This window comes from Lactobacillus sp. S2-2 (assembly GCF_021698855.1).
In the GTDB taxonomy this organism is placed as follows: Bacteria; Bacillota; Bacilli; order Lactobacillales; family Lactobacillaceae; genus Fructilactobacillus.
Window position 1 is genome coordinate 26735 of sequence record NZ_WWFA01000007.1, and the last position, 21067, is coordinate 47801.

The 21067-nt window shown below is 29.1% G+C and carries 26 protein-coding genes and 2 pseudogenes; 6 read left to right on the top strand and 22 right to left on the bottom strand.

Translation table 11 applies throughout. The features are described from left to right. The first annotated feature begins 2 nt into the window (after positions 1 to 2). The gene (locus GSH19_RS07255; RefSeq protein ID WP_370636160.1) at positions 3 to 269 is read left to right on the top strand and encodes an N-acetylmuramoyl-L-alanine amidase; all 267 of its coding nucleotides are present in this window, start codon (positions 3 to 5) and stop codon (positions 267 to 269) included. Positions 270 to 292: 23 nt separating this feature from the next. Here the strand turns inward: GSH19_RS07255 and GSH19_RS04755 are convergent, their stop codons facing one another. The 4 genes from GSH19_RS04755 to GSH19_RS04770 form a co-directional block, all read right to left on the bottom strand. Continuing rightward, on the bottom strand, positions 293 to 1099 hold the full coding sequence (locus tag GSH19_RS04755; protein ID WP_237026958.1) for a serine hydrolase: 807 nt from the start codon (positions 1097 to 1099) through the stop codon (positions 293 to 295). A gap of 68 nt (positions 1100 to 1167) precedes the next feature. After that, positions 1168 to 1773: a hypothetical protein gene (locus GSH19_RS04760; protein ID WP_237026959.1), complete on the bottom strand. Its 606-nt coding sequence runs from the start codon at positions 1771 to 1773 to the stop codon at positions 1168 to 1170. 88 nt (positions 1774 to 1861) lie between these two features. Continuing rightward, positions 1862 to 2131, bottom strand: a complete 270-nt coding sequence (locus GSH19_RS04765) for a YrhK family protein (protein WP_237026960.1) — start codon at positions 2129 to 2131, stop codon at positions 1862 to 1864. Positions 2132 to 2240: 109 nt separating this feature from the next. Beyond that, entirely contained in the window at positions 2241 to 3965 is a 1725-nt protein-coding gene (locus tag GSH19_RS04770) for a phospho-sugar mutase (RefSeq protein WP_237026961.1), read from the bottom strand. A gap of 249 nt (positions 3966 to 4214) precedes the next feature. On the opposite strand from GSH19_RS04770, the gene galE reads away from it, so the two are divergent. Next, positions 4215 to 5204, top strand: a complete 990-nt coding sequence (gene galE / locus GSH19_RS04775; protein WP_237026962.1) for a UDP-glucose 4-epimerase GalE — start codon at positions 4215 to 4217, stop codon at positions 5202 to 5204. A 39-nt stretch (positions 5205 to 5243) separates the two neighbouring features. Here the strand turns inward: galE and GSH19_RS04780 are convergent, their stop codons facing one another. From GSH19_RS04780 to GSH19_RS04800, 5 genes are all read right to left on the bottom strand, one after another. Next, complete coding sequence (locus tag GSH19_RS04780; protein ID WP_237026963.1) at positions 5244 to 5417, bottom strand: hypothetical protein; 174 nt, start codon at positions 5415 to 5417, stop codon at positions 5244 to 5246. Between the two features lie 120 nt (positions 5418 to 5537). Beyond that, positions 5538 to 5684 carry a hypothetical protein gene (locus GSH19_RS04785; protein WP_237026964.1) on the bottom strand — a complete coding sequence of 49 codons (147 nt, stop codon included), beginning with the start codon at positions 5682 to 5684 and terminating at the stop codon, positions 5538 to 5540. A 113-nt stretch (positions 5685 to 5797) separates the two neighbouring features. Further along, positions 5798 to 6226, bottom strand: a complete 429-nt coding sequence (locus tag GSH19_RS04790) for a hypothetical protein (protein WP_237026965.1) — start codon at positions 6224 to 6226, stop codon at positions 5798 to 5800. Between the two features lie 89 nt (positions 6227 to 6315). Further along, positions 6316 to 7665 (bottom strand): glucose-6-phosphate isomerase, encoded by a 1350-nt coding sequence (locus tag GSH19_RS04795; RefSeq protein WP_237026966.1) that lies wholly within the window; start codon positions 7663 to 7665, stop codon positions 6316 to 6318. Positions 7666 to 7679: 14 nt separating this feature from the next. Next, the gene (locus tag GSH19_RS04800; RefSeq protein WP_237026967.1) at positions 7680 to 8573 is read right to left on the bottom strand and encodes an ROK family protein; all 894 of its coding nucleotides are present in this window, start codon (positions 8571 to 8573) and stop codon (positions 7680 to 7682) included. 158 nt (positions 8574 to 8731) lie between these two features. Here GSH19_RS04800 and GSH19_RS04805 point away from each other — a divergent pair, with 158 nt between their 5' ends. Next, positions 8732 to 9628, top strand: coding sequence for an ROK family protein (locus GSH19_RS04805; protein ID WP_237026968.1), 897 nt, complete (start codon positions 8732 to 8734; stop codon positions 9626 to 9628). A 37-nt stretch (positions 9629 to 9665) separates the two neighbouring features. Here GSH19_RS04805 and GSH19_RS04810 read toward each other — a convergent pair whose 3' ends face one another. From GSH19_RS04810 to GSH19_RS04835, 6 genes and pseudogenes are all read right to left on the bottom strand, one after another. Next, positions 9666 to 9863: a hypothetical protein gene (locus tag GSH19_RS04810; protein ID WP_237026969.1), complete on the bottom strand. Its 198-nt coding sequence runs from the start codon at positions 9861 to 9863 to the stop codon at positions 9666 to 9668. Between the two features lie 63 nt (positions 9864 to 9926). Continuing rightward, positions 9927 to 11249 (bottom strand): annotated as a pseudogene (locus GSH19_RS04815) (aldehyde dehydrogenase family protein); the annotation flags it as partial. Positions 11250 to 11366: 117 nt separating this feature from the next. Next, the gene (adhE, locus tag GSH19_RS04820; protein ID WP_237026970.1) at positions 11367 to 13958 is read right to left on the bottom strand and encodes a bifunctional acetaldehyde-CoA/alcohol dehydrogenase; all 2592 of its coding nucleotides are present in this window, start codon (positions 13956 to 13958) and stop codon (positions 11367 to 11369) included. A gap of 201 nt (positions 13959 to 14159) precedes the next feature. After that, positions 14160 to 14471: a carboxymuconolactone decarboxylase family protein gene (locus GSH19_RS04825; RefSeq protein ID WP_237026971.1), complete on the bottom strand. Its 312-nt coding sequence runs from the start codon at positions 14469 to 14471 to the stop codon at positions 14160 to 14162. Between the two features lie 2 nt (positions 14472 to 14473). Then, positions 14474 to 14878: a cupin domain-containing protein gene (locus tag GSH19_RS04830; RefSeq protein WP_237026972.1), complete on the bottom strand. Its 405-nt coding sequence runs from the start codon at positions 14876 to 14878 to the stop codon at positions 14474 to 14476. Next, positions 14871 to 15302, bottom strand: a complete 432-nt coding sequence (locus GSH19_RS04835) for a MerR family transcriptional regulator (protein WP_237026973.1) — start codon at positions 15300 to 15302, stop codon at positions 14871 to 14873. The genes GSH19_RS04830 and GSH19_RS04835 overlap by 8 nt, the downstream gene beginning before the upstream one ends. Before the next feature lie 138 nt (positions 15303 to 15440). Here GSH19_RS04835 and GSH19_RS04840 point away from each other — a divergent pair, with 138 nt between their 5' ends. Beyond that, positions 15441 to 16274, top strand: a complete 834-nt coding sequence (locus GSH19_RS04840; protein ID WP_237026974.1) for a DNA/RNA non-specific endonuclease — start codon at positions 15441 to 15443, stop codon at positions 16272 to 16274. Between the two features lie 50 nt (positions 16275 to 16324). Here GSH19_RS04840 and GSH19_RS04845 read toward each other — a convergent pair whose 3' ends face one another. Beyond that, positions 16325 to 16519 (bottom strand): hypothetical protein, encoded by a 195-nt coding sequence (locus tag GSH19_RS04845; RefSeq protein ID WP_237026975.1) that lies wholly within the window; start codon positions 16517 to 16519, stop codon positions 16325 to 16327. 307 nt (positions 16520 to 16826) lie between these two features. Between GSH19_RS04845 and GSH19_RS04850 the strand changes: the two genes are divergently transcribed. After that, complete coding sequence (locus tag GSH19_RS04850; protein WP_237026976.1) at positions 16827 to 16991, top strand: hypothetical protein; 165 nt, start codon at positions 16827 to 16829, stop codon at positions 16989 to 16991. A 57-nt stretch (positions 16992 to 17048) separates the two neighbouring features. On the opposite strand, the pseudogene GSH19_RS07260 reads toward GSH19_RS04850, so the two are convergent. Together GSH19_RS07260 and GSH19_RS07265 are read right to left on the bottom strand one after the other, a co-directional pair. After that, a pseudogene (locus tag GSH19_RS07260) lies at positions 17049 to 17303 on the bottom strand (hypothetical protein); the annotation flags it as partial. After that, positions 17304 to 17483: a LysM peptidoglycan-binding domain-containing protein gene (locus GSH19_RS07265; RefSeq protein WP_370636161.1), complete on the bottom strand. Its 180-nt coding sequence runs from the start codon at positions 17481 to 17483 to the stop codon at positions 17304 to 17306. It lies immediately after the preceding pseudogene. Between GSH19_RS07265 and GSH19_RS07270 the strand changes: the two genes are divergently transcribed. Beyond that, entirely contained in the window at positions 17437 to 17631 is a 195-nt protein-coding gene (locus GSH19_RS07270) for a hypothetical protein (RefSeq protein ID WP_370636159.1), read from the top strand. The two genes, GSH19_RS07265 and GSH19_RS07270, sit on opposite strands and share 47 nt — an antisense overlap. A gap of 195 nt (positions 17632 to 17826) precedes the next feature. Here GSH19_RS07270 and GSH19_RS04860 read toward each other — a convergent pair whose 3' ends face one another. The 4 genes from GSH19_RS04860 to GSH19_RS04875 all read right to left on the bottom strand — a co-directional run bounded on the left by GSH19_RS04860 (position 17827) and on the right by GSH19_RS04875 (position 21059). Further along, complete coding sequence (locus GSH19_RS04860; RefSeq protein WP_237026977.1) at positions 17827 to 18261, bottom strand: Hsp20/alpha crystallin family protein; 435 nt, start codon at positions 18259 to 18261, stop codon at positions 17827 to 17829. A 392-nt stretch (positions 18262 to 18653) separates the two neighbouring features. Continuing rightward, positions 18654 to 19670 carry an alcohol dehydrogenase AdhP gene (gene adhP / locus GSH19_RS04865; protein ID WP_237026978.1) on the bottom strand — a complete coding sequence of 339 codons (1017 nt, stop codon included), beginning with the start codon at positions 19668 to 19670 and terminating at the stop codon, positions 18654 to 18656. Positions 19671 to 19841: 171 nt separating this feature from the next. Next, positions 19842 to 20294, bottom strand: coding sequence for a threonine/serine exporter family protein (locus GSH19_RS04870; protein WP_237026979.1), 453 nt, complete (start codon positions 20292 to 20294; stop codon positions 19842 to 19844). A gap of 12 nt (positions 20295 to 20306) precedes the next feature. After that, the gene (locus tag GSH19_RS04875; RefSeq protein ID WP_237026980.1) at positions 20307 to 21059 is read right to left on the bottom strand and encodes a threonine/serine exporter ThrE family protein; all 753 of its coding nucleotides are present in this window, start codon (positions 21057 to 21059) and stop codon (positions 20307 to 20309) included. Positions 21060 to 21067 lie beyond the last annotated feature (8 nt).

Here is a 21067-nt window from a genome sequence, read left to right on the forward strand (position 1 = left end):
TTATTCAAAAAAAGAAACCAACTCCACGTGATAAAAGATTAGCTAAAGTTATTAAACAAAACGTTGGTTTAAATCGTGCGTATAATGGTTATAGTTTTAGAACTAACCTCAGAAATTGCAATGTTTTAAGACATCGTAAAATTGATTACAGTTTAGTAGAATCTGGATTCATTACTAATCGAAGTGATTTTAAAAAATTAAATAAAAATATGGATAAGATTGCTAAAGGATTCATTGAAGCAATTACTAATACTAAAATAAAAAGCTAGAACATTAATGTTCTAGCTTTTTATTATTTGATAATTTTATGAAGATGTTTTCCAAGTTGATTCATTGCATGATATTGATAATATTGGTTACCTTTTTGTGACATTACAACCACACTATAAACATGATATTTTGTTTTAAATATAGCCGCATCATTTTGTACACCTTTAACTGGTAATTCTCCAGTTTTATTAAAAACTTTAGTATTTTTAATATATCTAGGTAACTTTGAATGATTTTGACAATGATTTAATAGATACAACATTTTATTATCATAAGTTTTACCTAAAAGTTCTTTATGATAAACTTTTTTTAAAAATAATGATAAATCTTGAGGCGTAGTATAATTATCAATTCCATTAGCTAAAGCTTTATTATTAAGCATAAATCTTTTTAATGAAGTATGCTTAAAACCAAATTTATGACTAATTTTATTTATTTTAGAAAATCCACCGTTTTTTCGAATCAAATAATTAGCCGCATTATTATCAGAATATTTAATCATACGCGCTAAATTTTGCTTAATAACTGGAGTTAACTTGATTGTTTTATTTTGTACCTGATAATAAGTTGCTAACATAATATAAACCTTAATCGTACTGGCAGATCGATATCTTTTAATTTTAGTATTTTGAACTGAAACATTTTGCATTGGAGTTTCTACATTATTAACTTGAACAGCCCAACTACCACCAACATTCTTCATATCTTTTTTTATTGTACTTTTAATCATATTTTGATTAAAAGTTTTAGCATTAACTGTACTAGGAATGAATGTAAGAAAACATAATGTGAAAATGATGGAAAGATTTAATTTAACTTTGTGAGTCATATTTTTCTCCTACAGAAATAGTATTTATATTTACTATATCATTAAGCGAAAAATTTATAATAATAATTTTAAACTAATCCTTGCAACAAAGTTGGTATTTCTAGTAATGAATGGCTTTGTTTATAAGGAATTGCTTCTTTAATTGATTCAAGTGCTAGTTGCTTATTATTGCCCTTTAGTTGATTAGCTAATTTATATAAATAAGAAACTTTTATATTCTTATTTCCATCAACAAATTTAATCTCTGCATTAATAAAATTTTTTAATTGTTTTTTATTAATATTTTCATCCCTAATTGAATTAAAATTAGTCCATCCTTGAATATTTCCGGCATGATCTCTAACTTCGTAAGATATTCCATTTTTATAATCATCAATTTTCATAACTTCAAATTTAGTTTTATTATTAATTGCTTTATTAACAATTTTTGAGTTATAAAATTTTAATTTATTTCCATCAGGCATATTTTTAGCTAATGTATAAGGATAGTCATCTTTGCTATCTGATAAATAAAAATCATAGCCACTACTTTTTAATGTATGATCTAATGTCGTTTCTTGTTTAGAAACTGATTCATCATTTTTCACATTAGCATATATAATATTTAATCCAACCAATAATGTGGATAATAAAGAACTTATAATTAATAAAATTTTTCTAGTATTTAAAACCATTTTAAGACTTCCTTTTTTATTAAATAGCTAATAACTAGTTGTTACTTATGTTGTAGCACCATAAAATAAATAAGCAAGTAATTACACATTACCCTTTTCTTTTATCTTTTCTAATTAAAAAATTAATATGAATATCTTTCGTTATTGAAATTAATGGCTTTATTAGAAGTTGAATACTACCTAACAAAAAACAAATTGTTCCATTGAAAATGGTTTTATCATTAAAAAAATAAACACTGCCAATAATAAAAAATAGCGCTAAAATAATATCATTAACATTAGATACAATATTATAAAATGCATATATCTTTACTTTATGTCCGAAAAAATAGAAAGCTAACGAATCTTTTTTGCTCATTATAAACTCCTCAACGTTAAATATTTCTAACTCAATCGTATTAGTTGAAAAATAAAAGAGCAAATAAAAAGCGCACGATATATTTCTATATCGCACACTTTTTATAAAATTATTTAATAAAATCTTTCATTGCTTTATCAAATTTTATTAATTTTTCATTTGATTCATCAGAACTTTTACCTCTAGTTGCAATATAAAATTTAATTTTAGGTTCAGTTCCTGAAGGTCTAACTGCAATCCAACTTCCATCAGATAAATGATATTTTAATACATTAGCTTTTGGTAATGAGATTTCTTTTGTACTACCATCAGAAAATGTTTCAATTTGACTTTCAAAATCTTCAGTTGACTTAACTGAGTATCCAGCAAAATCAGTTGGCTTTTCATTTCTAAATTTATTCATTAAAGCAGCTATCTTTTCATTTCCACCAACTCCATCAAATTCTTCAGAAGTTGTATTTTCGCTAAAGTAACCATATTTAGCAAATAGTTCTTGAAGTCCATCATAAAGATTTTTACCTTGTTGTTTATAATAAGCAGCTACTTCTGCTAATAAAACAGTTGTTTGAATAGCATCTTTATCATGAACAAATGGTTTAATTAAGTAACCATAACTTTCTTCAAATCCAAACATATAAGTATGTTCACCAGTTGATTCAAAATGTTCAATTTGTTCAGCAATGTATTTAAATCCGGTTAATACATTAATCATTTCTACACCATATGATTTAGCAACTTCTGTAGCAAAATCACTGGATACAATTGATTTTACAACTGCAGCATTTTTAGGAAGTGTTCCAGCATCTTGGTTAGCTTGCAAAATATAGTGAAGTAAAACTGCTGCAATTTGATTTCCAGTTAATAATATATATTCACCATTTGGTTGGCGCACTGCGGTTCCTAAACGGTCAGCATCTGGATCAACTGCAATTAAAACATCTGCATTTTCTTTTTTACCCAAATCAATTGCCATTTTAAATGCTTCAGGAGATTCTGGATTAGGAAATTTAACTGTTGAAAATTCTGGATCTGGTTCAGCTTGTTCTTTAACTAAGCTAAAGTTTTTAAAGCCAGCATTAGTTAAAGCTTTTTCACCTAACATCTTACCAGTACCATGTAATGGAGTGAAAACTAATTTCATATTTTTTCCAGCTTCATTTACTAAATCGCGATTAATGGTAACTTCCTTAACTTTTGCTAAATAAGCTTGATCAACATCATCTCCAATAATTGTTTCTACTTTATCATTTAACAATTGCTTTTCATCTGCTACTTTAATGGAAAATAAGTCAGTTGTCTTACGGATATAAGAAGTAATAATATCAGATTCTTTAGGTGGCATTTGTCCACCATCTTCACCATAAATCTTATATCCATTATATTGCTTAGGATTATGACTTGCTGTAATCATAATTCCTGCATAAGTATGTAAATGTCTCACTGCAAAAGAAAGTTCAGGAGTTGGTCTTAGACTTTCAAATACATATGATTTAATATTATGTGCTCCTAAAACTCGAGCTGCTTCATGAGCTAATTCTTTTGAACGATGTCTAGAATCAAAACTAATTGCCACCCCGCGACTTTTATCTTCATCAGAAATAGTTTCCATTAAATTAGCTAGTCCCTCAGTTGCTTGACGAACTGTATAAATATTAATTCGATTAATACCAGGTCCTAAAAGACCACGCATTCCAGCAGTTCCAAAATTCATTGGTTGATAAAAGGCATCTTCTAATGCTTCTTTATCATTAGTCATATTATCTAATTCTTTTTGTAGTGTTAATTCTAAATTATCTTGTTTCTTCCACATTTGATAGTTATTTTGCCAGTTCAAAGAGATCATCTCCAAATTCAAAAATTTCAACAGTTTTATAAAAATAATACTTTCCATCACTAAATTTAATTGTTTAAACTAGCAATGTCAATTATCTTTGTTAAATAAATATAAATTTAATATAATATTTACTATAAAAAATATTAAATATTATATAAAAAAACATTAAATATGATAGTATTAATAAGTATGATTCAAAAATTTACATATATTTAATTAACAAAAGTAAAACTTATCGGAGGACTTTTAATGACAGTTTTAGTATTAGGTGGAGCTGGTTACATCGGCTCACATGCAGTAGATCGTTTAATCGAAAATGGCTATGATGTAACAGTAATTGATAATTTGATAACTGGTCATCGTGCTTCAATTAATAAAAAGGCACACTTTTACGAAGGTGATATTCGCGATGAAAAGTTTATGAATTCAGTTTTTGATAAAGAAGATATCGAAGGAGTAATTCATTTTGCTGCATTTTCTGTAGTACCTGAATCTATGAAGGATCCTTTAAAGTATTTTGATAATAATACTGGTGGAATGATTAAATTACTTGAAATAATGAATGATCATAACGTTAAAAAGATTGTATTTTCATCTACTGCTGCAACTTATGGTGAACCTAAACAAATTCCAATTAAAGAAACTGATCCACAAGTTCCAACCAACCCTTATGGCGAAAGCAAATTAGCAATGGAAAAAATTATGCATTGGGCTGATTTAGCCTATGGAATCAAATTTGTTTCATTACGTTACTTTAATGTAGCTGGTGCTAAAGATAATGGATCAATTGGTGAAGATCACAATCCAGAAACTCACTTAATTCCAATTATTTTACAAGTTGCTGCTGGTGAACGTGATCAACTTTCAATCTTTGGTGATGATTATCCAACTAAAGATGGTACTAATATTCGTGACTATGTCCACGTTATCGATTTAGTTGATGCCCATATTTTAGCTCTTAAATATCTTTCTAAAGGTAATGATAGTGATGCATTTAATCTTGGCTCATCAAATGGATTCTCTAACAAAGAAATGTTAGATGCTGCTAGAAAAGTTACTGGTAAAGAAATTCCAGCTGTAATGGCTCCACGACGTGCTGGTGATCCAAGCACCTTAATTGCTTCTAGTGATAAAGCTAGAAACGTTCTTGGATGGAATCCTCAATATGACGATATTGAAGAAATCATTAAAACTGCTTGGAACTGGAAACAACAACATTCAAATGGTTATGAGAACTAAAGCTATCAAAAAAACTTACTGAACCTAATCAGTAAGTTTTTATTTTTTATGCTTATTTATCATTATCATAATTAAATTAGTTACTCGACTAGACAAGGCTCCTAGAAGACCTGCTAAAATAACATTTGACCAGAATGAAAATGGACTAAAATACATGATTGCGTAAACAATTGCCATCGTTATAACAAATTGAATAAAAAATTGTAGTTTCATTAATACTCCTTATTGTTTATCTTAAATAAATTTATCAAGTAGATTATATCAAAGATATTTAATAATAGAGATTAAGATTTTTTATCAAATAAAAAAAGCAATCCACCGATTGCTTTTTCACTAATCTTTATTTAATTTATCTTTTGCTTTGTCTGCTGTATCTTTAATACTATCTTTTGCTTTTTCAGTTGCATCTTTGGCCTTATCTGCAACATCATTTACAGCACCTTTTGCTTTATTTAAGAAATCTTTTTTATCTTCACTCATAATAAAACCTCCTAATAAATTTTTATATCTTCATAATAACGCTATTTTTTTAAATATCCAGTTATTTGCTTTAAATAAAAAACGGAAACTAAATAAAAGTTTCCGTTTTAATTTTACTTAGCTAATTTAAACCAATTATTTTTAGTATTATTTACATTGTAAACAACTTTACTGGTAGTTTTATATTTACCACCTTTTAAAACCCATGGGAATGATGTATCAGCATTCTTTCTCATTTTATTTGAAATATATACTTTGGTTCCCTTCTTAATTGTTCCAGATTTTACTGTACCGGACTTATAAGCTGGATCTGCTTGTGTATACTTAAAAACAGGAGTATTTTTTGTTACTTGTACCTTACGATACTTATTCCAATATTTAGCAGATGCACTAGGTAGTGAAGTTTTCACCGCTTTTGTACTAGTAGTAGTTGAGCTAGCTGTCTTAGCATGTACATTATTATTAACAGCTCCCAATCCTCCTACAAATAAGGCTGTACTTAAACCCATAACCATAAAACGATTCATATTTAAACTCTTCATATAAAACTCCCCCTTTTGTATAAAATACATATTAATATTTTATACGACTAGAGTATATATCCATAAAATATAATTACAAGTATCTTGCTCTAATTATTTTTATTTTCTAATTTTTTCTTTAAATCTTCATAACCTGGTTTCCCAAGTAAAGCAAACATATTACTCTTATAATCTTCTACTCCTGGTTGATTAAATGGATTAATTCCATTTAAATATCCAGAAACTGCAATTGCATATTCAAAGAAGTAAATTAAATATCCAAGACTTGATGGAGTTTGGTCTTCCACATTAATTAACATGTTAGGAACTCCACCTTCTTTATGAGCCAACACAACACTTTCACGTGCTTTTTCATTAATATAATTTAAATTTCTTCCTTCTAAATATTGAATTCCATCATCATTATTATCTTTATTTGGAACAACTTGATCAGCTTCTGGTTTTTGAATATTAACCACTGTTTCCATTAAGTTTCTCATCCCTTGTTGAATGTATTGACCTAATGAATGTAAATCAGTCGAGAAATTAGCTGAACTTGTATAAATCCCCTTGTTATCTTTTCCTTCGGTTTCACCAGTCAATTGTTTTAACCATTCTGACAAGAATCTTAATGAAGGTTCATAGTTTTCAAAAATTTCATTAGTATATCCCTTACGATATAAAACATTACGATAAGCTGCGTATTGAAGTGCTTCGTTATCTTCAAAACTAGCTTTTTGATAATTAATTCGAGCTTGATTTGCTCCATCCATTAATTCATCAATATTTACTCCAGCTACTGCAATTGGTAGCAATCCAACCGGTGTTAATACAGAGTATCTTCCACCTACTCCATCAGGAATTACAAATGATTGGAAATTATTTTCCTTAACTTCTTTTCTTAATGATCCTTTATTAGCATCAGTTGTTACATAAGTTCTTTGGTTTGCTTCATTTTCACCATATTTTTTAACTAATAATTCTCTAAAAATACGGAATGCAATTGATGGTTCAGTTGTAGTTCCTGATTTTGAAATAACATTAATCGAAAAGTCTTGTCCATCAAGCATTTCAATTAACTCAGACATATCTGAACCACTGATTGAATTTCCAGTAAAGAAGATCTGTGGTGCATTTCTTTTGTCTTTAGATAAATTATTGAAATAACTACCTTTAAGAAAATCAATTGCCATCTTAGCACCCAAATATGATCCACCAATTCCAATGACCACTAAAACATCAGAATCTTTACGAATTTTTTGAGCTGCATCTTTAATATCAGCAAATTCTTTTTTATCATAATCTTGAGGAAGGTCGACCCATTGACGCATTTCACTGCTGACTCCAGTTCCATTTATCAATAAATCATTAGCAGTTTCTACAAATGGTTTAATTTCATTTATTTCATTTTCTTTTACAAATCCATCTAGTGCTGATGTATTGAAATTTAAGTTAGTCATTTTATTACCTCATTTTATAGTTTTACAATATTTTCTTTGTAATATTGTTTAATTGCTAAAGCAAAGTTACCAAGGGTTGCTGAACCATTATCTTCAACTGTTGGCATTACAATGTAATGTTTTAAATCATCAACTTCAAGATAATGATTAAACAATTTATCAAACTGCTCTCTTATCTTATCTAAGAATGGTTCTGAAATAACTCCACCACCCAAGACTACCTTTTCTGGTCTAATAAATAAAGTGGCCTGAATAACTGCTTGAGCAATATAATAAGCCATAATATCCCAAACTGGATCAGTTATTGGAACATCTTTTCCATTTTTACCAACTCGCTTTTCAAAAGTTGGACCAGAAGCTAATCCTTCTAGACAATCTTTGTGATAAGGACAAATCCCTTCAAAATATTCATCATTTTTAGCTCTCTTTAATTTAACATGTCCTACTTCAGGGTGCCCTTCATAACCAATAAATTCTCCATTATTTACAATACCGGCTCCGACTCCAGTTCCAAAAGTAAAGTAAACTAGAGATCTAGTTGGATTATGATTAGCAATTGAATTCATATATTCTCCATAAGCCGATCCATTTACGTCAGATGTCCAATACATAGGAATATCAAAGTTATCTTTCATAACACCTAAAAAGTTAGTATTGCTCCAATTCTTTTTAGGAGTATCGGCAATATAACCATATTTATCAGCATCTTTTCTAATTTCAATTGGTCCAAAAGATGAAATTGAGAGAGCTGCCATTTCTGGAAACTGCTTAAAATAATCAACACATTTTTTTAAAGTTTCTGCTGGTGTAGTTGTTGGAATTTTTATAATATCTTTAATATTATAATTTTCATCTCCAACCGCACAAACAAATTTTGTTCCACCTGCTTCAATACTACCTAATAACATAGTCAATTCCTCCCTAAAGCTAATTTAATTTAACTTTGAAGTTAGTATAGGCTTTTATGATAACGCTTTCAAGTAAAAAGAAATAAAATGTCATTTTTCTTGTAAGCGCTACCACAAAGTGCTATGCTTTCTTTAATAAAAGAAGGGTGGTTGTCGTCATGTTATTAGGTAGTATCGAGTTCAAAAATGATAATGTTATTTGTGCAATTAGTGACTTTAAAATGAATTTAAAAGATAAATTTCAAATTCCATTAACAAGTCCATCACAAACTTTTAATGAAATAATTAAGTATTTTAATCAATTCGATGACTTAAAAGCCGTTGGATTTTCTTCATTTGGTCCAATTGAACTAAGAACTGCTTCTCCAAAATATGGTTATTTACTTGATACAACTAGAGAAGGATGGTCAAATATTAATTTACTTGGTACCCTAAGTTACTATTTAAATGTACCAATGACTTTTACCACTGATGTTAATAGTGAAGCTTACGGAAAATATATTGAATCTGTTTTTTCAAACAAGCCCATTTATTCACTTGTTTATTACTCAATTGGAAATGGGATTGGTGCAGGTATCATTAATAATGGTAAGTTTGTTGGATACAACGGAAGTTCTGAAATTGGCCATATTTATCCAAAAAAAGATTCATATGATCAAGATTTTTCTGGAACTTGTTTATATCAGGGAGATTGTTTAGAAGGTTTGGTTGCAGATCCATCATTTAAAGCTAGATTTGATAAACCATCAACCGAAATTTCAATGCTAAACCCAGTTTGGAAAGCTATTGCTAATTATTTAGCTCAATCAATTATTCAATCAACTCTTTTCATTAGACCTGATAAAATTGTTATCAACAGTTCAATGATTAATCAAATTGAATTAGATAAAATCAAAGAACAATTTAAATCAACCTTTAATAATTATCTAAATGTTGGAAATATTGATGATTATATTCAATTAGAAGAAAAATCCGGAGATGATTTATCAATTACTGGTAACATTTCACTTGCTAAAAAGAAATTCTTTGAATCAGCAGTTATTTATAATCAATAAAATAAAAAAGTTGAAGAATAATTCTTCAACTTTTTTATTATCCATCAACTTCATCTTTTAATTCATTGAACGCATTTCCAGATTGCTCAACAATTTCTAACAATTCATCTGTTTTAGGATTAACAATTATATAATAATTACCATTTTCTTCATCAACTACATGTCTAACCATATCGTAGTCACGAACATCAATTGCCTGAAAATCACCATTTATTAATTTTACATCGAGTAACATTATGTTAACCCTCTTTCTTAGATTAACTTTATTCTACCATTTATTCGATTATAAAAAAGATTATTTTCTTCTAGCAATTATTTTAATATTTAATAAATCAGAATCACTTAAATTATGAGAAAATGAATTTTTCCCCCAAGTTCCAGTTCCGAGGGTTAATGATGGTTTTAAATTATTATACAAATCACCAACACCACCAAGACCAGAAGGTGCATTAACAATAATTCTTGTAGCAGGTTCTTTCATCCCATATTCAGTAACTACGTCATCATCTTTAGTTTGAATTGCTGCAGTATGACCTAATCCACCATAGTTCAATAATTGATTAACTTTATCAAATGCATCCTCTTTTGAACTTGCTCGATAAACAGAAATAACCGGACATAATTTTTCACCAGACATTGGATATTTTGCTCCAATTCCATTCATCTCTATTGCCAAAACTTTTGTTCCAGTTGGAATTTCAATTTCAGCTAAATCAGCAATCTTTTGAGCACTTGCTCCTGCAATTGGTCCTTTAACACTTAATCTTTGATCATCAAACATTGCTTTAGTTACTTTTTCTTTTTCATCTTCTGGGACAAAATAGACATGATTATTTTTCAATTTTTCGACTATTTCTTGATAAATTGAATCATCAATAACTGCACTATTTTCAGTTGAACAAATCATCCCATTATCAAATGTTTTAGAAAATACTAAATCCTTAACCGCTTGATCAAGATCAGCAGTTTTTTCGATATATACAGGACCATTACCTGGACCAACACCTAGGGCAGGTTTTCCAGAAGAGTACGCAGATGAAACTAAGCCAGGACCCCCAGTTGCAAGTGTAATATCTACTCCATCATTATTAATTAAATCATTAGTAGCATCAATACTTGGTTTCTCAATCCATTGAATACTATCTTTTGGTGCACCAGCTTTCACTGCAGCATCTTGCATAATTTGAGCTGCTTTAATTGATGATTGATTAGCTTGTGGATGAAAAGAAAAAATAATTGAATTTCTGGTCTTCATTGCCAAAATAGCTTTAAACATTGTTGTTGAAGTTGGATTAGTTACTGGTACGATTCCAGCAATTACACCCATAGGTTCAGCAATTTCAGTTAAGCCTTGCTCTTTATCATCATTAATAATTCCAACCGTTTTATTATTTTTAATTGAATTCCAAACATTTTCAGTTGCAAATTTATTTTTAGTTGCTTTATCAGTTTCTACTCCACGACCAGTTTCTTCAAAAGCTTCTTTTGCTAAGAGTTCACTATTATTATATCCAGCATCTACCATTGCTTTAGTAATTTTATCAACTTTTTCTTGAGTAAAATCATGCATTACTTTCAATGCTTCTTTAGCATTTTTAACCATTTCATTAATATTATTCATAGTAAAACCCCTTCCAAGAATATTACAATTGTTAAATATTTCACACGTTTTATAATAACACTCATCACTTTATTTTCAATAAAAAAACAGCCAGAAATATCTGACTGCTTTTTCACTTTATTTTGACTCAGTTCCTTCATACTCATCTAAAATCATTTGTTTCAAATCATTAATTAGTGGTTCTTTTGGATTAGCAACAGTACATTGGTCAGAGTAAGCAAGTTTACCTAATTGATCAACTTTTGCAAGTAAATCTTCTTTTTTAACTCCTTGATCTTTAAGGCTTAATTTAACATCTACGGAATGAGATAAATCAATGAATTTCTTAACTAAACTTTCTTTAAGTTCATCATCGGTATCGCCTTTCAATCCTAAATAACGCGCAATTTCTGCATAATCTTTATCAGCTCTAAATGATTCATATTTTGGCCAAGTTGCAATCTTTGTAGGTCTTTCAAAGTTATATCTAATAACATGTGGCAAGGTAATTGCAATTGCAATTCCATGGGTAATATCAAATTCTCCACCAATCTTATGAGCAATTGAATGAGTAATTCCTAAAAATGCATTTGCAAAAGCCATTCCAGCAATTGTTGAAGCAGTATGCATTTTTTCTTTTGCAACTTTATCACCATTATAAGAAGCAGTTAAATTTTCAAAAATCATCTTAATCGCTTGTAATGATAATGGGCGTGTATAGTCAGTTGCCATTACTGAAACATATGATTCAATTGCATGGCTCAATGCATCCAATCCTGAAGCAGCAATTGTTCCTTTAAGGACACTCATTACAAATTGAGGATCAATAATTGCAACATCTGGTGTAAGTGAATAATCTGCTAGTGGATATTTAATATTTAACTTATCATCTTTAATAACTGAGAATGGTGTAACTTCTGAACCAGTACCTGATGTACTTGGAATAGCAACCATTTGTGATTTATTTGTTTTTTCAAAACGATAAGCTCTTTTTCTAATATCCAAGAATTTTTGTTTTGCATCAAAGAAATCAATTTCTGGATTTTCATACATTAACCACATCATTTTAGCGGCATCTAATGGTGATCCACCACCTAAAGCAATAATCGTATCAGGTTTAAATGTATTCATTTCAGAAACACCAGCATTTACTGTATCAATTGTTGGTTCGCCATGAACATCATCGAAGATATAATATTCAACTTTATTATCTCTACGATTTAAAGCTTCTAAAACTTTATCAACATAATGATTAGTTACCATTGATGGACTTGTTACGATAAATGCTTTGGTTACATCTGGCATATCGGTTAAATATCTAATTGAATTCTTTTCAAAGTATATTTTTGGTAGCTTAATCCACTGCATATTATTCCTTCTTTTAGCAATTGTTTTAATATTTAATAGGTCATAGTCAGTTACATTATGCGAAATTGAATTTTGTCCCCATGATCCAGTACCAAGAGTTAGTGATGGAGTCATATTATTATATAGATTTCCAATTCCACCTAATCCAGAAGGTGAATTTACAATTACTCGAGAAGCCTTAACTTCTTTACCAAATTCAACTGCTAAATCATCATCAGTTGTTTGAATTCCAGCACTATGTCCAAGACCACCATAGTTCAATAATTTTTCAACAATTTCTAAAGCATTTTCTCTACTTTGTGCTTTGTAAACTGAAACTACAGGTGATAATTTTTCACCAGACATTGGATATTTAGGACCAATTCCTGTCATTTCTACAGCTAATACTTGAGTATCTTCTGGAATATCAATTTTAGCCATATCTGCAATTTGTTGTGCTGATGCACCAGCTACAGGTCCTTTAACACTTAATCTAGTACTGTCAAACATTGCTTCTGTAAGTTTTTGTTTTTCATTTTCTGGCACAAAATATACTTTATTCTTAATTAATTCTTGTTTAACATCATCATAAATTTCTTTATCAATAACCGCACTATTTTCAGTTGAACAAATCATTCCATGATCAAATGTTTTTGATAAAACTAAATCATTTACAGCACGTGAGATATTAGCTGATTTTTCAATATAGACCGGACCATTACCTGGACCAACTCCTAATGCTGGTTTACCAGCAGAATATGCTGCTTTAACTAATCCAGGACCTCCAGTTGCTAAAGTAATATCAACACCGGGATTATTAATTAAATAACTGGTTGCTTCACGACTTGGAGTTGTAATCCATTGAATTGCTGCTCTTGGTGCTCCAGCTTTCACAGCGGCATCTTGCATAACTTGAGCAGCTTTTATTGATGACTTAATTGCTTGTGGATGAAGTGAAAAAATAATTGCATTTCTAGTCTTCATTGAAATAATTGATTTAAATAAAGTTGTTGAAGTTGGATTAGTAACAGGTGTAATTCCCGCAATCACACCAAGTGGCTCAGCTACTTTAATTAAATCATGTTCTGAATCTTCATCAATGATTCCAACTGTTTTATCTTTTCTGATGTAATGCCAAATTTCTTCAGTTGCAAACAAATTTTTAACCGCTTTATCTTCAGCAACACCACGACCAGTTTCTTCAAAGGCCATTTCTGCTAATTCTTGATGGTAATTAACTCCAGCCATTACCATTGCATGAGTGATATGATCTACTTTTTCTTGATCAAAATGACTCATAACTTCTAAAGCTTCTTTTGCTTTATCTACCATTTCATCAATATTTTGATTTACATTATTTGAAACTTTTTCTTCATTTGCCATAATAAAAGCCTCCTATTATTTTAGATGCCCTGCGAAACATTGTTCAACATTTCACATTAATCATATCGCATTTATAAAATAAATCAAGCATTAAATAGGCTTTCTTTTATTATATTTTAAATATACAAGTACTTATTTGTGATATTATTAACACTTTTAGAATATAAAAAAGATTATTTCGAAAACGAAATAATCTTTTTATTAATAAATTTCTTTAATTAAATTCATCGCCGCCCATGCTTTAGGCCAACCTGCATAAAAAGCTAATTGTGTAACAACTTCTACCATTTCTTCTTTTGTAACCCCATTATCTTTTGCAATCTGAAAATGAGCTTTTAATTGAGGTAACATTCCTTGAGTTAATAAACTTGAACAAGTAATTAGACTTCTTTCTTTAGATGATAATTGTTCTTCTCTGGACCAAACTTCTCCAAATAAAACATCGTCATTCAATTCTGCAAATTTAGGTGCAACGTCGCTAAAATTATCATAACCTGCAGTTTGTTTTTTCATATTTATCCCTCCAATTGATTATATTCATCATCACTAACTGGTTCTAAAAATTCTGATTTCCCTTTTGTAATTGCAATATGTTCAAACCAACTATTTTTAGTAGCACCATGCCAATGTTTTACATTACTTTTTGTAACGACTACATCTCCTGGAACTAATTTACGTGCTTCTTTACCAGCTTCTTGATACCATCCTTCTCCACCAGTAACAAGTAAAATTTGATAATCAAAATGAACATGCCAATTATTTCGACATCCAGGTTCAAAAGTAACATTACCCACTGAAACATCAATATCATCATCTGCAACTAAGGTCTTTAAAAAACTATTTCCTATAAAAAACTTGGCATAAGCTTCATTTGGTGCTCCAAATCCAAAAATATTTCCTTGTTTTAATTCTTCATTCATCTTTTTGATCTCCTTGATTAATTCTATTTTGGTATGTTTCAAAATCATCATTAATCGTGTTATTTTTTTTACCTTCATACCAATTAATTTTGTCACTTAATACTTTTAAATTTTTCTGCATTTCTTCAATTTTTGCCAAACTATCTTTTTGAACATTCTTTAATAGATCAATTCTTTCATCAATTGTTTGATCTCCTTGTTTTCTTAAAGAAACATAATCTTCAATTTGTTCCATCGTCATTCCGGTCCCTTTAAGATGAAGTAAAAAACCAATCCATTTCAAATCGAGCACTGTATAATATCTTCGGTTGTTTTCATCTCTTTGTGGTACAATCAAATCTTCTTGCTCATAATATCGAAGTGTATACGTTGATAATCCTGTCATATTTGCAAATTCACCAATTGAATAATGTTTTTCATCCATCAAAAAGCCTCCCTTCCAATTGATTATTTTTAATTTACAACTTAAAGTTAACTCTAAGTCAATTCTTTTTATTTAAAATAATAAATAATTCCCTTATAATAAGTATTTGCAAAATATTCCCGAAAGGACTTCTCATTCATGAAATCAAAAGGAAAATCATTTATTTCAATTATCATAATTATTCTTTTCTTTGTTATCTATAATTTTGACGATATCAAAGTCTGGATCAATGATTTATTACCTCAAAATACTGAACAAAATAAAAATAATAACACCAAAAAATTAGCAGATTTAGAATATCGACCTAAAACTCAAGCTTATAAAATTATTGATAATGATTATGCCAAATTACCTGAATTCAAATATAAAGTTCCACATATAAATTATCAAAAATTAGATTATTTAAATCGAGCAAAAGGTGCTACTGCATACCTAACTAAACAAAATTTAGGTAAATCCAAAGGGCGAGAATCCCAAACTTTTAAACCAACTGGTTGGTTTAATCAACCTAAAAAAATAAATAGAACTCGTGTCTTCCCTGTCAATCGTGGCCATTTAATTGCTTATACTTTTAGTTTCAATCTTGATAACAATGGAAATTATCATCGCGGATTAACCGGATCAATTGATAATCCCAAAAACTTATTTACACAGACTGCATTTTCTAATCAAAGAGTAATGCAAATTACAGAAAATAAAGTTCGAAATGCATTAAAAAATAATTATAAAGTAGTTTATCGAGCAACCCCTATTTATCGTGGTAATGAATTAATGGCTCGTGGAGTCTTAGTACAAGCTGAGTCAACAAATAAAAAGTTACACTTCAATCGTTTCTTATATAACGTTCAACCTGATTTAGATTTTGATTATGCAACTGGAAGAAGCAAAATTAATCAAAATATGCAGATTCCATACCCAGAAATAAATTATACAAAGAAAAATTATCATGTTAATAAAAAATGGAAATATTAAAAAAGTCATCATGAGTTAGATTCAATTATCTAACCCATGATGACTCTTTTTTATTGGTTGAATATTCCACTACAATATAAAACAAATAATCCAATTGCAGAAATTATTGCTCCCCAAAATAATTGAGAAAACATACTTCGATCTTTAAAAAACAATCTAATTAAAATAAATTGTTTTCCTAAAAAGAATACACAAAGACCGATAGTTATAATAATAACTCCAATTATCCTCAAAGTATCATTCATATAGCAACGCTCCTTTATTGTAATAATAACATGCATAACTAAAATTAAATAAAAAATATAATTCAAATAATAATAATTTATTATAATATTTGTTATACTTAATTTTAGTTATATAAAACTATTTTTTATATCTAAAATTAAAAACGCCATAATGGTTCAAAATCCTAATTTTATTTTAAAAAATAAATTTTCAACATAAAACTCTCTAAATATAAAAATAGGAGAACCTAAAATGTTTAAAATCAACGAAAAATGTCTAGAATCCTGCATAAAATACATAGATAATTGTCCTCATTCATCTATTGAAGTGGCAGATGTAGTTTCTTACTTCAGAGATGTTTATTCTGAACATGATATCAACTTCGCTTTAAACGATTTAAGAGAATCTAGTTTTATATATGGTGGTGTTAGAATTATCGAAGAAAGTAATAATAAATATTCTATGAACATTTCAACTATAAGATTATTTTAACATCAAAAAAAGATTCATTCCTATAATCAATAAGAATGAATCTTTTTATTTAATTTATTAATACCAACCATTAGCTTGCCAAAATGACTTAGCTGCACTCCATGACCCATAACGACTATTTACATAATTATCTGCAACTTTTTCTTGGTTAGCTGCTGAATAGTCACCATTTAAGTATGATGATGATAATTGATACTTACCTGCATATTGTCCATTTCTGGCTGAATATGATCCACCTGATTCACGGTTTGCAATCCATGCTTTAGCTGAACTATCTGATCCAGATACATTTGATGAATACTTTGTTTGTGTTTAATTTGATTGAACTTGGTTAGTTTGTTGCGTATTTTGTGATTGAATATTTTGACTTGGTTGTGCTTGACTAGCTTCACTAGTTAAGTTTAATTGTTCTCCCACATAAATTACGTTGATATCTTTTAAATTATTGGCATTTTTAATTGAATCAATTGAAACATTGTTTGCATTAGCAATCTTTGCAACTGTATCTCCTGATTTAACTGTTACTTGGTTTGTTGATGCTTCTGCATTTGCACTTACTAAGAATAATCCTAATGCAGCTGTTCCTAATGTAATTACTGATTTAATACTTTTTGATTTTAAAATAATAAATTCCTCCTAGTTATTTCCGTAAAATTTAGATGTCTTTCATTCGTTGTTTCATATTATGCCATACAGAAAATTACAAAAGAATAACAGTAACTTTAAATAAAAATAGCTTTTTGTAAATATGTAATACTTAAACAATATTCAGTAAAAAAAGAGGGTTATTACAAAAAACATACTTGTAATAACTCTCTTTAAATAAACAATTAAACTAATTTATTTCAATATTATTTGTATTTTGTGATTTGGTCAACTTTGGCAATGTAACTTTCAAAACACCATTTTCAAATTTTGCATTAATTTCATCAGAATTAACATTAGGTAAACGATAGCTTCTACTTAATGATCCATAATTACGTTCTGAAAGCATCATGTTTCCATCTTTATCACTATGATCAGTAAAAGAATCTTTCTTAGCATCAATATTTAAAACACCATTACTGTAGTTCATATTGATATCATCTTTTTTAACACCAGACAATTCAACTTGAACTTCATAATTTTGATCATTTTCTTGGATATCAGTTTTCAAACTTTGACTTGATTCCTTTGACAAAAATGAATCAAAGAAATTATCTTGTAGAGTACCAAAGAATGGATCAAAACCCAAACCATAATTGCGACGACTTTGTAATTCATTAGACATAATCAAAAACTTCCTTTCAAACAAAAATTTGTTGGTTAAAAGGTAATCATTAATGATTAGGAACCGAAGACTCAACCTCTGCGTTCCATCTTTTTACATCTTTATAATATCACCAACATGATATTTTGTTAAAATATTTGATTGATTAAAGTTAATTTTAATAATCACAATATAATAATTAATATAAATAAACATAAAAAAATAAGCATAAATTTTATTATTAATTCAATAGATATTGTGATATAATTAATTTAGTTGTTGAAACCAAAAATAATAAAATAACATATACAATACCTCCATAACTTATTGTATAAAAGTACTTATTCTTAATTTTTAAGTACAACCTAAATAAATAAAAAGAACGTAATTTTATAAAATTACGTTCTTTTTATTTATTTAGTAAAATCGACAACTACACGACCAACAATCTTATTTTGCTTCATTAAATCAATTACATCGTTAATTTCATCTAACTTACATGTTTTAACAATTGGCTTAATTTTACCTTCTGCACCAAATTGGAAAGTCTCTGCTAAATCTTGTCTAGTTCCAACAAGTGATCCTGCAACTTTAATTCCATCTAAAACTGTTTTAGCAATATTAAGTTCCATATTACCTTGAGGAAGAGCAACAGCTACAAGCGTACCATCAGGCCTCAATGCATTGACAGCAGTTGAAAAAGCATCTTTATTAACAGCTGTAACAATTGAACTATGAACTCCGCCAACTTTTTCTTGGATTTGTTTATCAACATCATCATCATGACGATTAATTAATAATTCTGCACCATTTTCTTTTGCGGCATTTAATTTATCTTCATTCCCATCAACTGCTACAACGTGTGAACCAAATACATTATGTGCTAATTGAACGGCAAGATTCCCCAGTCCACCGGCACCTACAACTTCAGTCCATTGACCTGGTTTAGTATCACCAATCTTTAATGCTTTATAAGAAGTTACACCAGCACAAGTTAATGAAGTTGCTTCAACTGGATCTAATCCTTCTGGAACTTTAACCGCATAATCAGCATCAACAATTACTTGTTCTGCCATTGCACCATCAACTGTAAATCCTGAATTTTCAACATTTCTACATAGTGTTTCATTACCACTAATACAGTATTCACAGTGTCCACAGCCTTTGTAGAACCATGCAATTGAAACTCGATCACCAATTTTTAAATTGGTAACACCATCAGCAATTTTAGATACTCTTCCGACACCTTCATGTCCAATAATACGACCTGGAACTTTTCCAAAATCACCTGCTGCAACATGCAAATCAGTATGACATAAACCACAGTATTCAACATCTACTAATGCTTCACCATGTTTTAAAGGTCTCAACTCTACATCTTTAATATCTACATAACCATCTGAATTATCTCTTACAACTGCTGCTTTCATAACTTTTCCTCCTAAATTTAATTTAGCAAATCAAGATTGTGTTTTTATTCACAATTATATTGTAATACATTACCTTATTAAATCAAGATATATGAACCAGATTAAATATAAATAATTTATCTAATTGTTAAAAATATAACAATTTTTATATTTTAAAAGCAGTCCTTATAGCTACTTAGACTGCTTATTTTTACTAAATTTAAATTTTATTAAATTATTAATAAAGGTCGAGATTCCCAAACCAACAGTTATTCCAATAGCTACAATCAAAGCATTAAATAAACCACCAAATGTTGTCACCAATCCTGATTGATGAATTCTAACTAATGAAGAAAAAGCCATTCCACCAGGCACTAAAGAAATTAAAGATCCAATATATATCATAATAACTGGGACTTTAATTTTTTTTGCAAAATACATTCCAACGATTCCAACAATCAATCCACCAATCAAATTAGGAATCATAATACTATGAAAATTAACATTTATAAGATAGTATCCTATCCATGAAAGAGCTCCAGTAATTCCTGCTGGTACTAATGCCCGTTTAGGAACGTTAGCAATAATACTAAAGGAAACACTTGAAATAATTGCTAAAATTGTACTCAATAATAGACTTTGCATTATGTACCTCCTTTAATTAAATAGATGTTCAATCATTTCTAATCCAACAATTGCACCAGCAGCAATTGAAGACAATGAAATAATTGCATTTAAAGAACGAACAATTCCAGAAAGCATATGACCAGATACTATTTCCCTAATTGATGTTGTTATTGCAGTCCCAGGAACTAGTGGCATTAATGCTCCTACCATAATCAATTGATAATGATCAACTAATTCAAATTGATTTAAAATAATTGAAAAGATAGCCACCAATAATCCTCCCATAAATTCAGCAACATAAGGAGTTTCAGAATATTTAGAAATAAATTTATAAATCATAAATCCAAAAATCCCAAAAATAGCCATAATCGGATAATCAATCATTTTAACTTGATTAATAAACACGGGAGCCATTGATACTAATCCAGCGGCTAAATATTGTGACCATTTCGAATAATCTTTAACGTAATGATGAATATTATTTATTTCTTTTTTATATTCTTCTGGAGTAATTTCTTTACTTTCTAATTTACGTGAAATCGAATTAACTTCATCAACTGTTTGTAAATTGAATCCTGATAATTTAGGTTTTACCACTTTAGTTAATGGCAAATCATCCGCTGAAACAAAAACAGCCGTTAAAGTAACATAACATGAAAGTTCTAAACCTAAAGATTTTCCGACATGTTCTACTGTTTCTTCAATCCGAAATGATTCAGCTCCACCTAAAAGCATTAATGAGCCAGTATCAGCTGCAACATTCATAATTTCATTTTGATTCAAAATACCAC

Excerpts from the sequence above, each read along its gene's own strand:
- GSH19_RS04755 (WP_237026958.1), bottom strand. The coding sequence starts at position 1,099 with ATGACTCACAAAGTTAAATTAAATCTTTCCATCATTTTCACATTATGT.
- GSH19_RS04760 (WP_237026959.1), bottom strand. The coding sequence starts at position 1,773 with ATGGTTTTAAATACTAGAAAAATTTTATTAATTATAAGTTCTTTATTA.
- GSH19_RS04765 (WP_237026960.1), bottom strand. The coding sequence starts at position 2,131 with ATGAGCAAAAAAGATTCGTTAGCTTTCTATTTTTTCGGACATAAAGTA.
- galE (WP_237026962.1), top strand. The coding sequence starts at position 4,215 with ATGACAGTTTTAGTATTAGGTGGAGCTGGTTACATCGGCTCACATGCA.
- GSH19_RS04780 (WP_237026963.1), bottom strand. The coding sequence starts at position 5,417 with ATGAAACTACAATTTTTTATTCAATTTGTTATAACGATGGCAATTGTT.
- GSH19_RS04785 (WP_237026964.1), bottom strand. The coding sequence starts at position 5,684 with ATGAGTGAAGATAAAAAAGATTTCTTAAATAAAGCAAAAGGTGCTGTA.
- GSH19_RS04790 (WP_237026965.1), bottom strand. The coding sequence starts at position 6,226 with ATGAAGAGTTTAAATATGAATCGTTTTATGGTTATGGGTTTAAGTACA.
- GSH19_RS04795 (WP_237026966.1), bottom strand. The coding sequence starts at position 7,665 with ATGACTAACTTAAATTTCAATACATCAGCACTAGATGGATTTGTAAAA.
- GSH19_RS04800 (WP_237026967.1), bottom strand. The coding sequence starts at position 8,573 with ATGTTATTAGGTAGTATTGAAGCAGGTGGAACAAAATTTGTTTGTGCG.
- GSH19_RS04805 (WP_237026968.1), top strand. The coding sequence starts at position 8,732 with ATGTTATTAGGTAGTATCGAGTTCAAAAATGATAATGTTATTTGTGCA.
- GSH19_RS04810 (WP_237026969.1), bottom strand. The coding sequence starts at position 9,863 with ATGTTACTCGATGTAAAATTAATAAATGGTGATTTTCAGGCAATTGAT.
- adhE (WP_237026970.1), bottom strand. The coding sequence starts at position 13,958 with ATGGCAAATGAAGAAAAAGTTTCAAATAATGTAAATCAAAATATTGAT.
- GSH19_RS04825 (WP_237026971.1), bottom strand. The coding sequence starts at position 14,471 with ATGAAAAAACAAACTGCAGGTTATGATAATTTTAGCGACGTTGCACCT.
- GSH19_RS04830 (WP_237026972.1), bottom strand. The coding sequence starts at position 14,878 with ATGAATGAAGAATTAAAACAAGGAAATATTTTTGGATTTGGAGCACCA.
- GSH19_RS04835 (WP_237026973.1), bottom strand. The coding sequence starts at position 15,302 with ATGGATGAAAAACATTATTCAATTGGTGAATTTGCAAATATGACAGGA.
- GSH19_RS04840 (WP_237026974.1), top strand. The coding sequence starts at position 15,441 with ATGAAATCAAAAGGAAAATCATTTATTTCAATTATCATAATTATTCTT.
- GSH19_RS04845 (WP_237026975.1), bottom strand. The coding sequence starts at position 16,519 with ATGAATGATACTTTGAGGATAATTGGAGTTATTATTATAACTATCGGT.
- GSH19_RS04860 (WP_237026977.1), bottom strand. The coding sequence starts at position 18,261 with ATGTCTAATGAATTACAAAGTCGTCGCAATTATGGTTTGGGTTTTGAT.
- adhP (WP_237026978.1), bottom strand. The coding sequence starts at position 19,670 with ATGAAAGCAGCAGTTGTAAGAGATAATTCAGATGGTTATGTAGATATT.
- GSH19_RS04870 (WP_237026979.1), bottom strand. The coding sequence starts at position 20,294 with ATGCAAAGTCTATTATTGAGTACAATTTTAGCAATTATTTCAAGTGTT.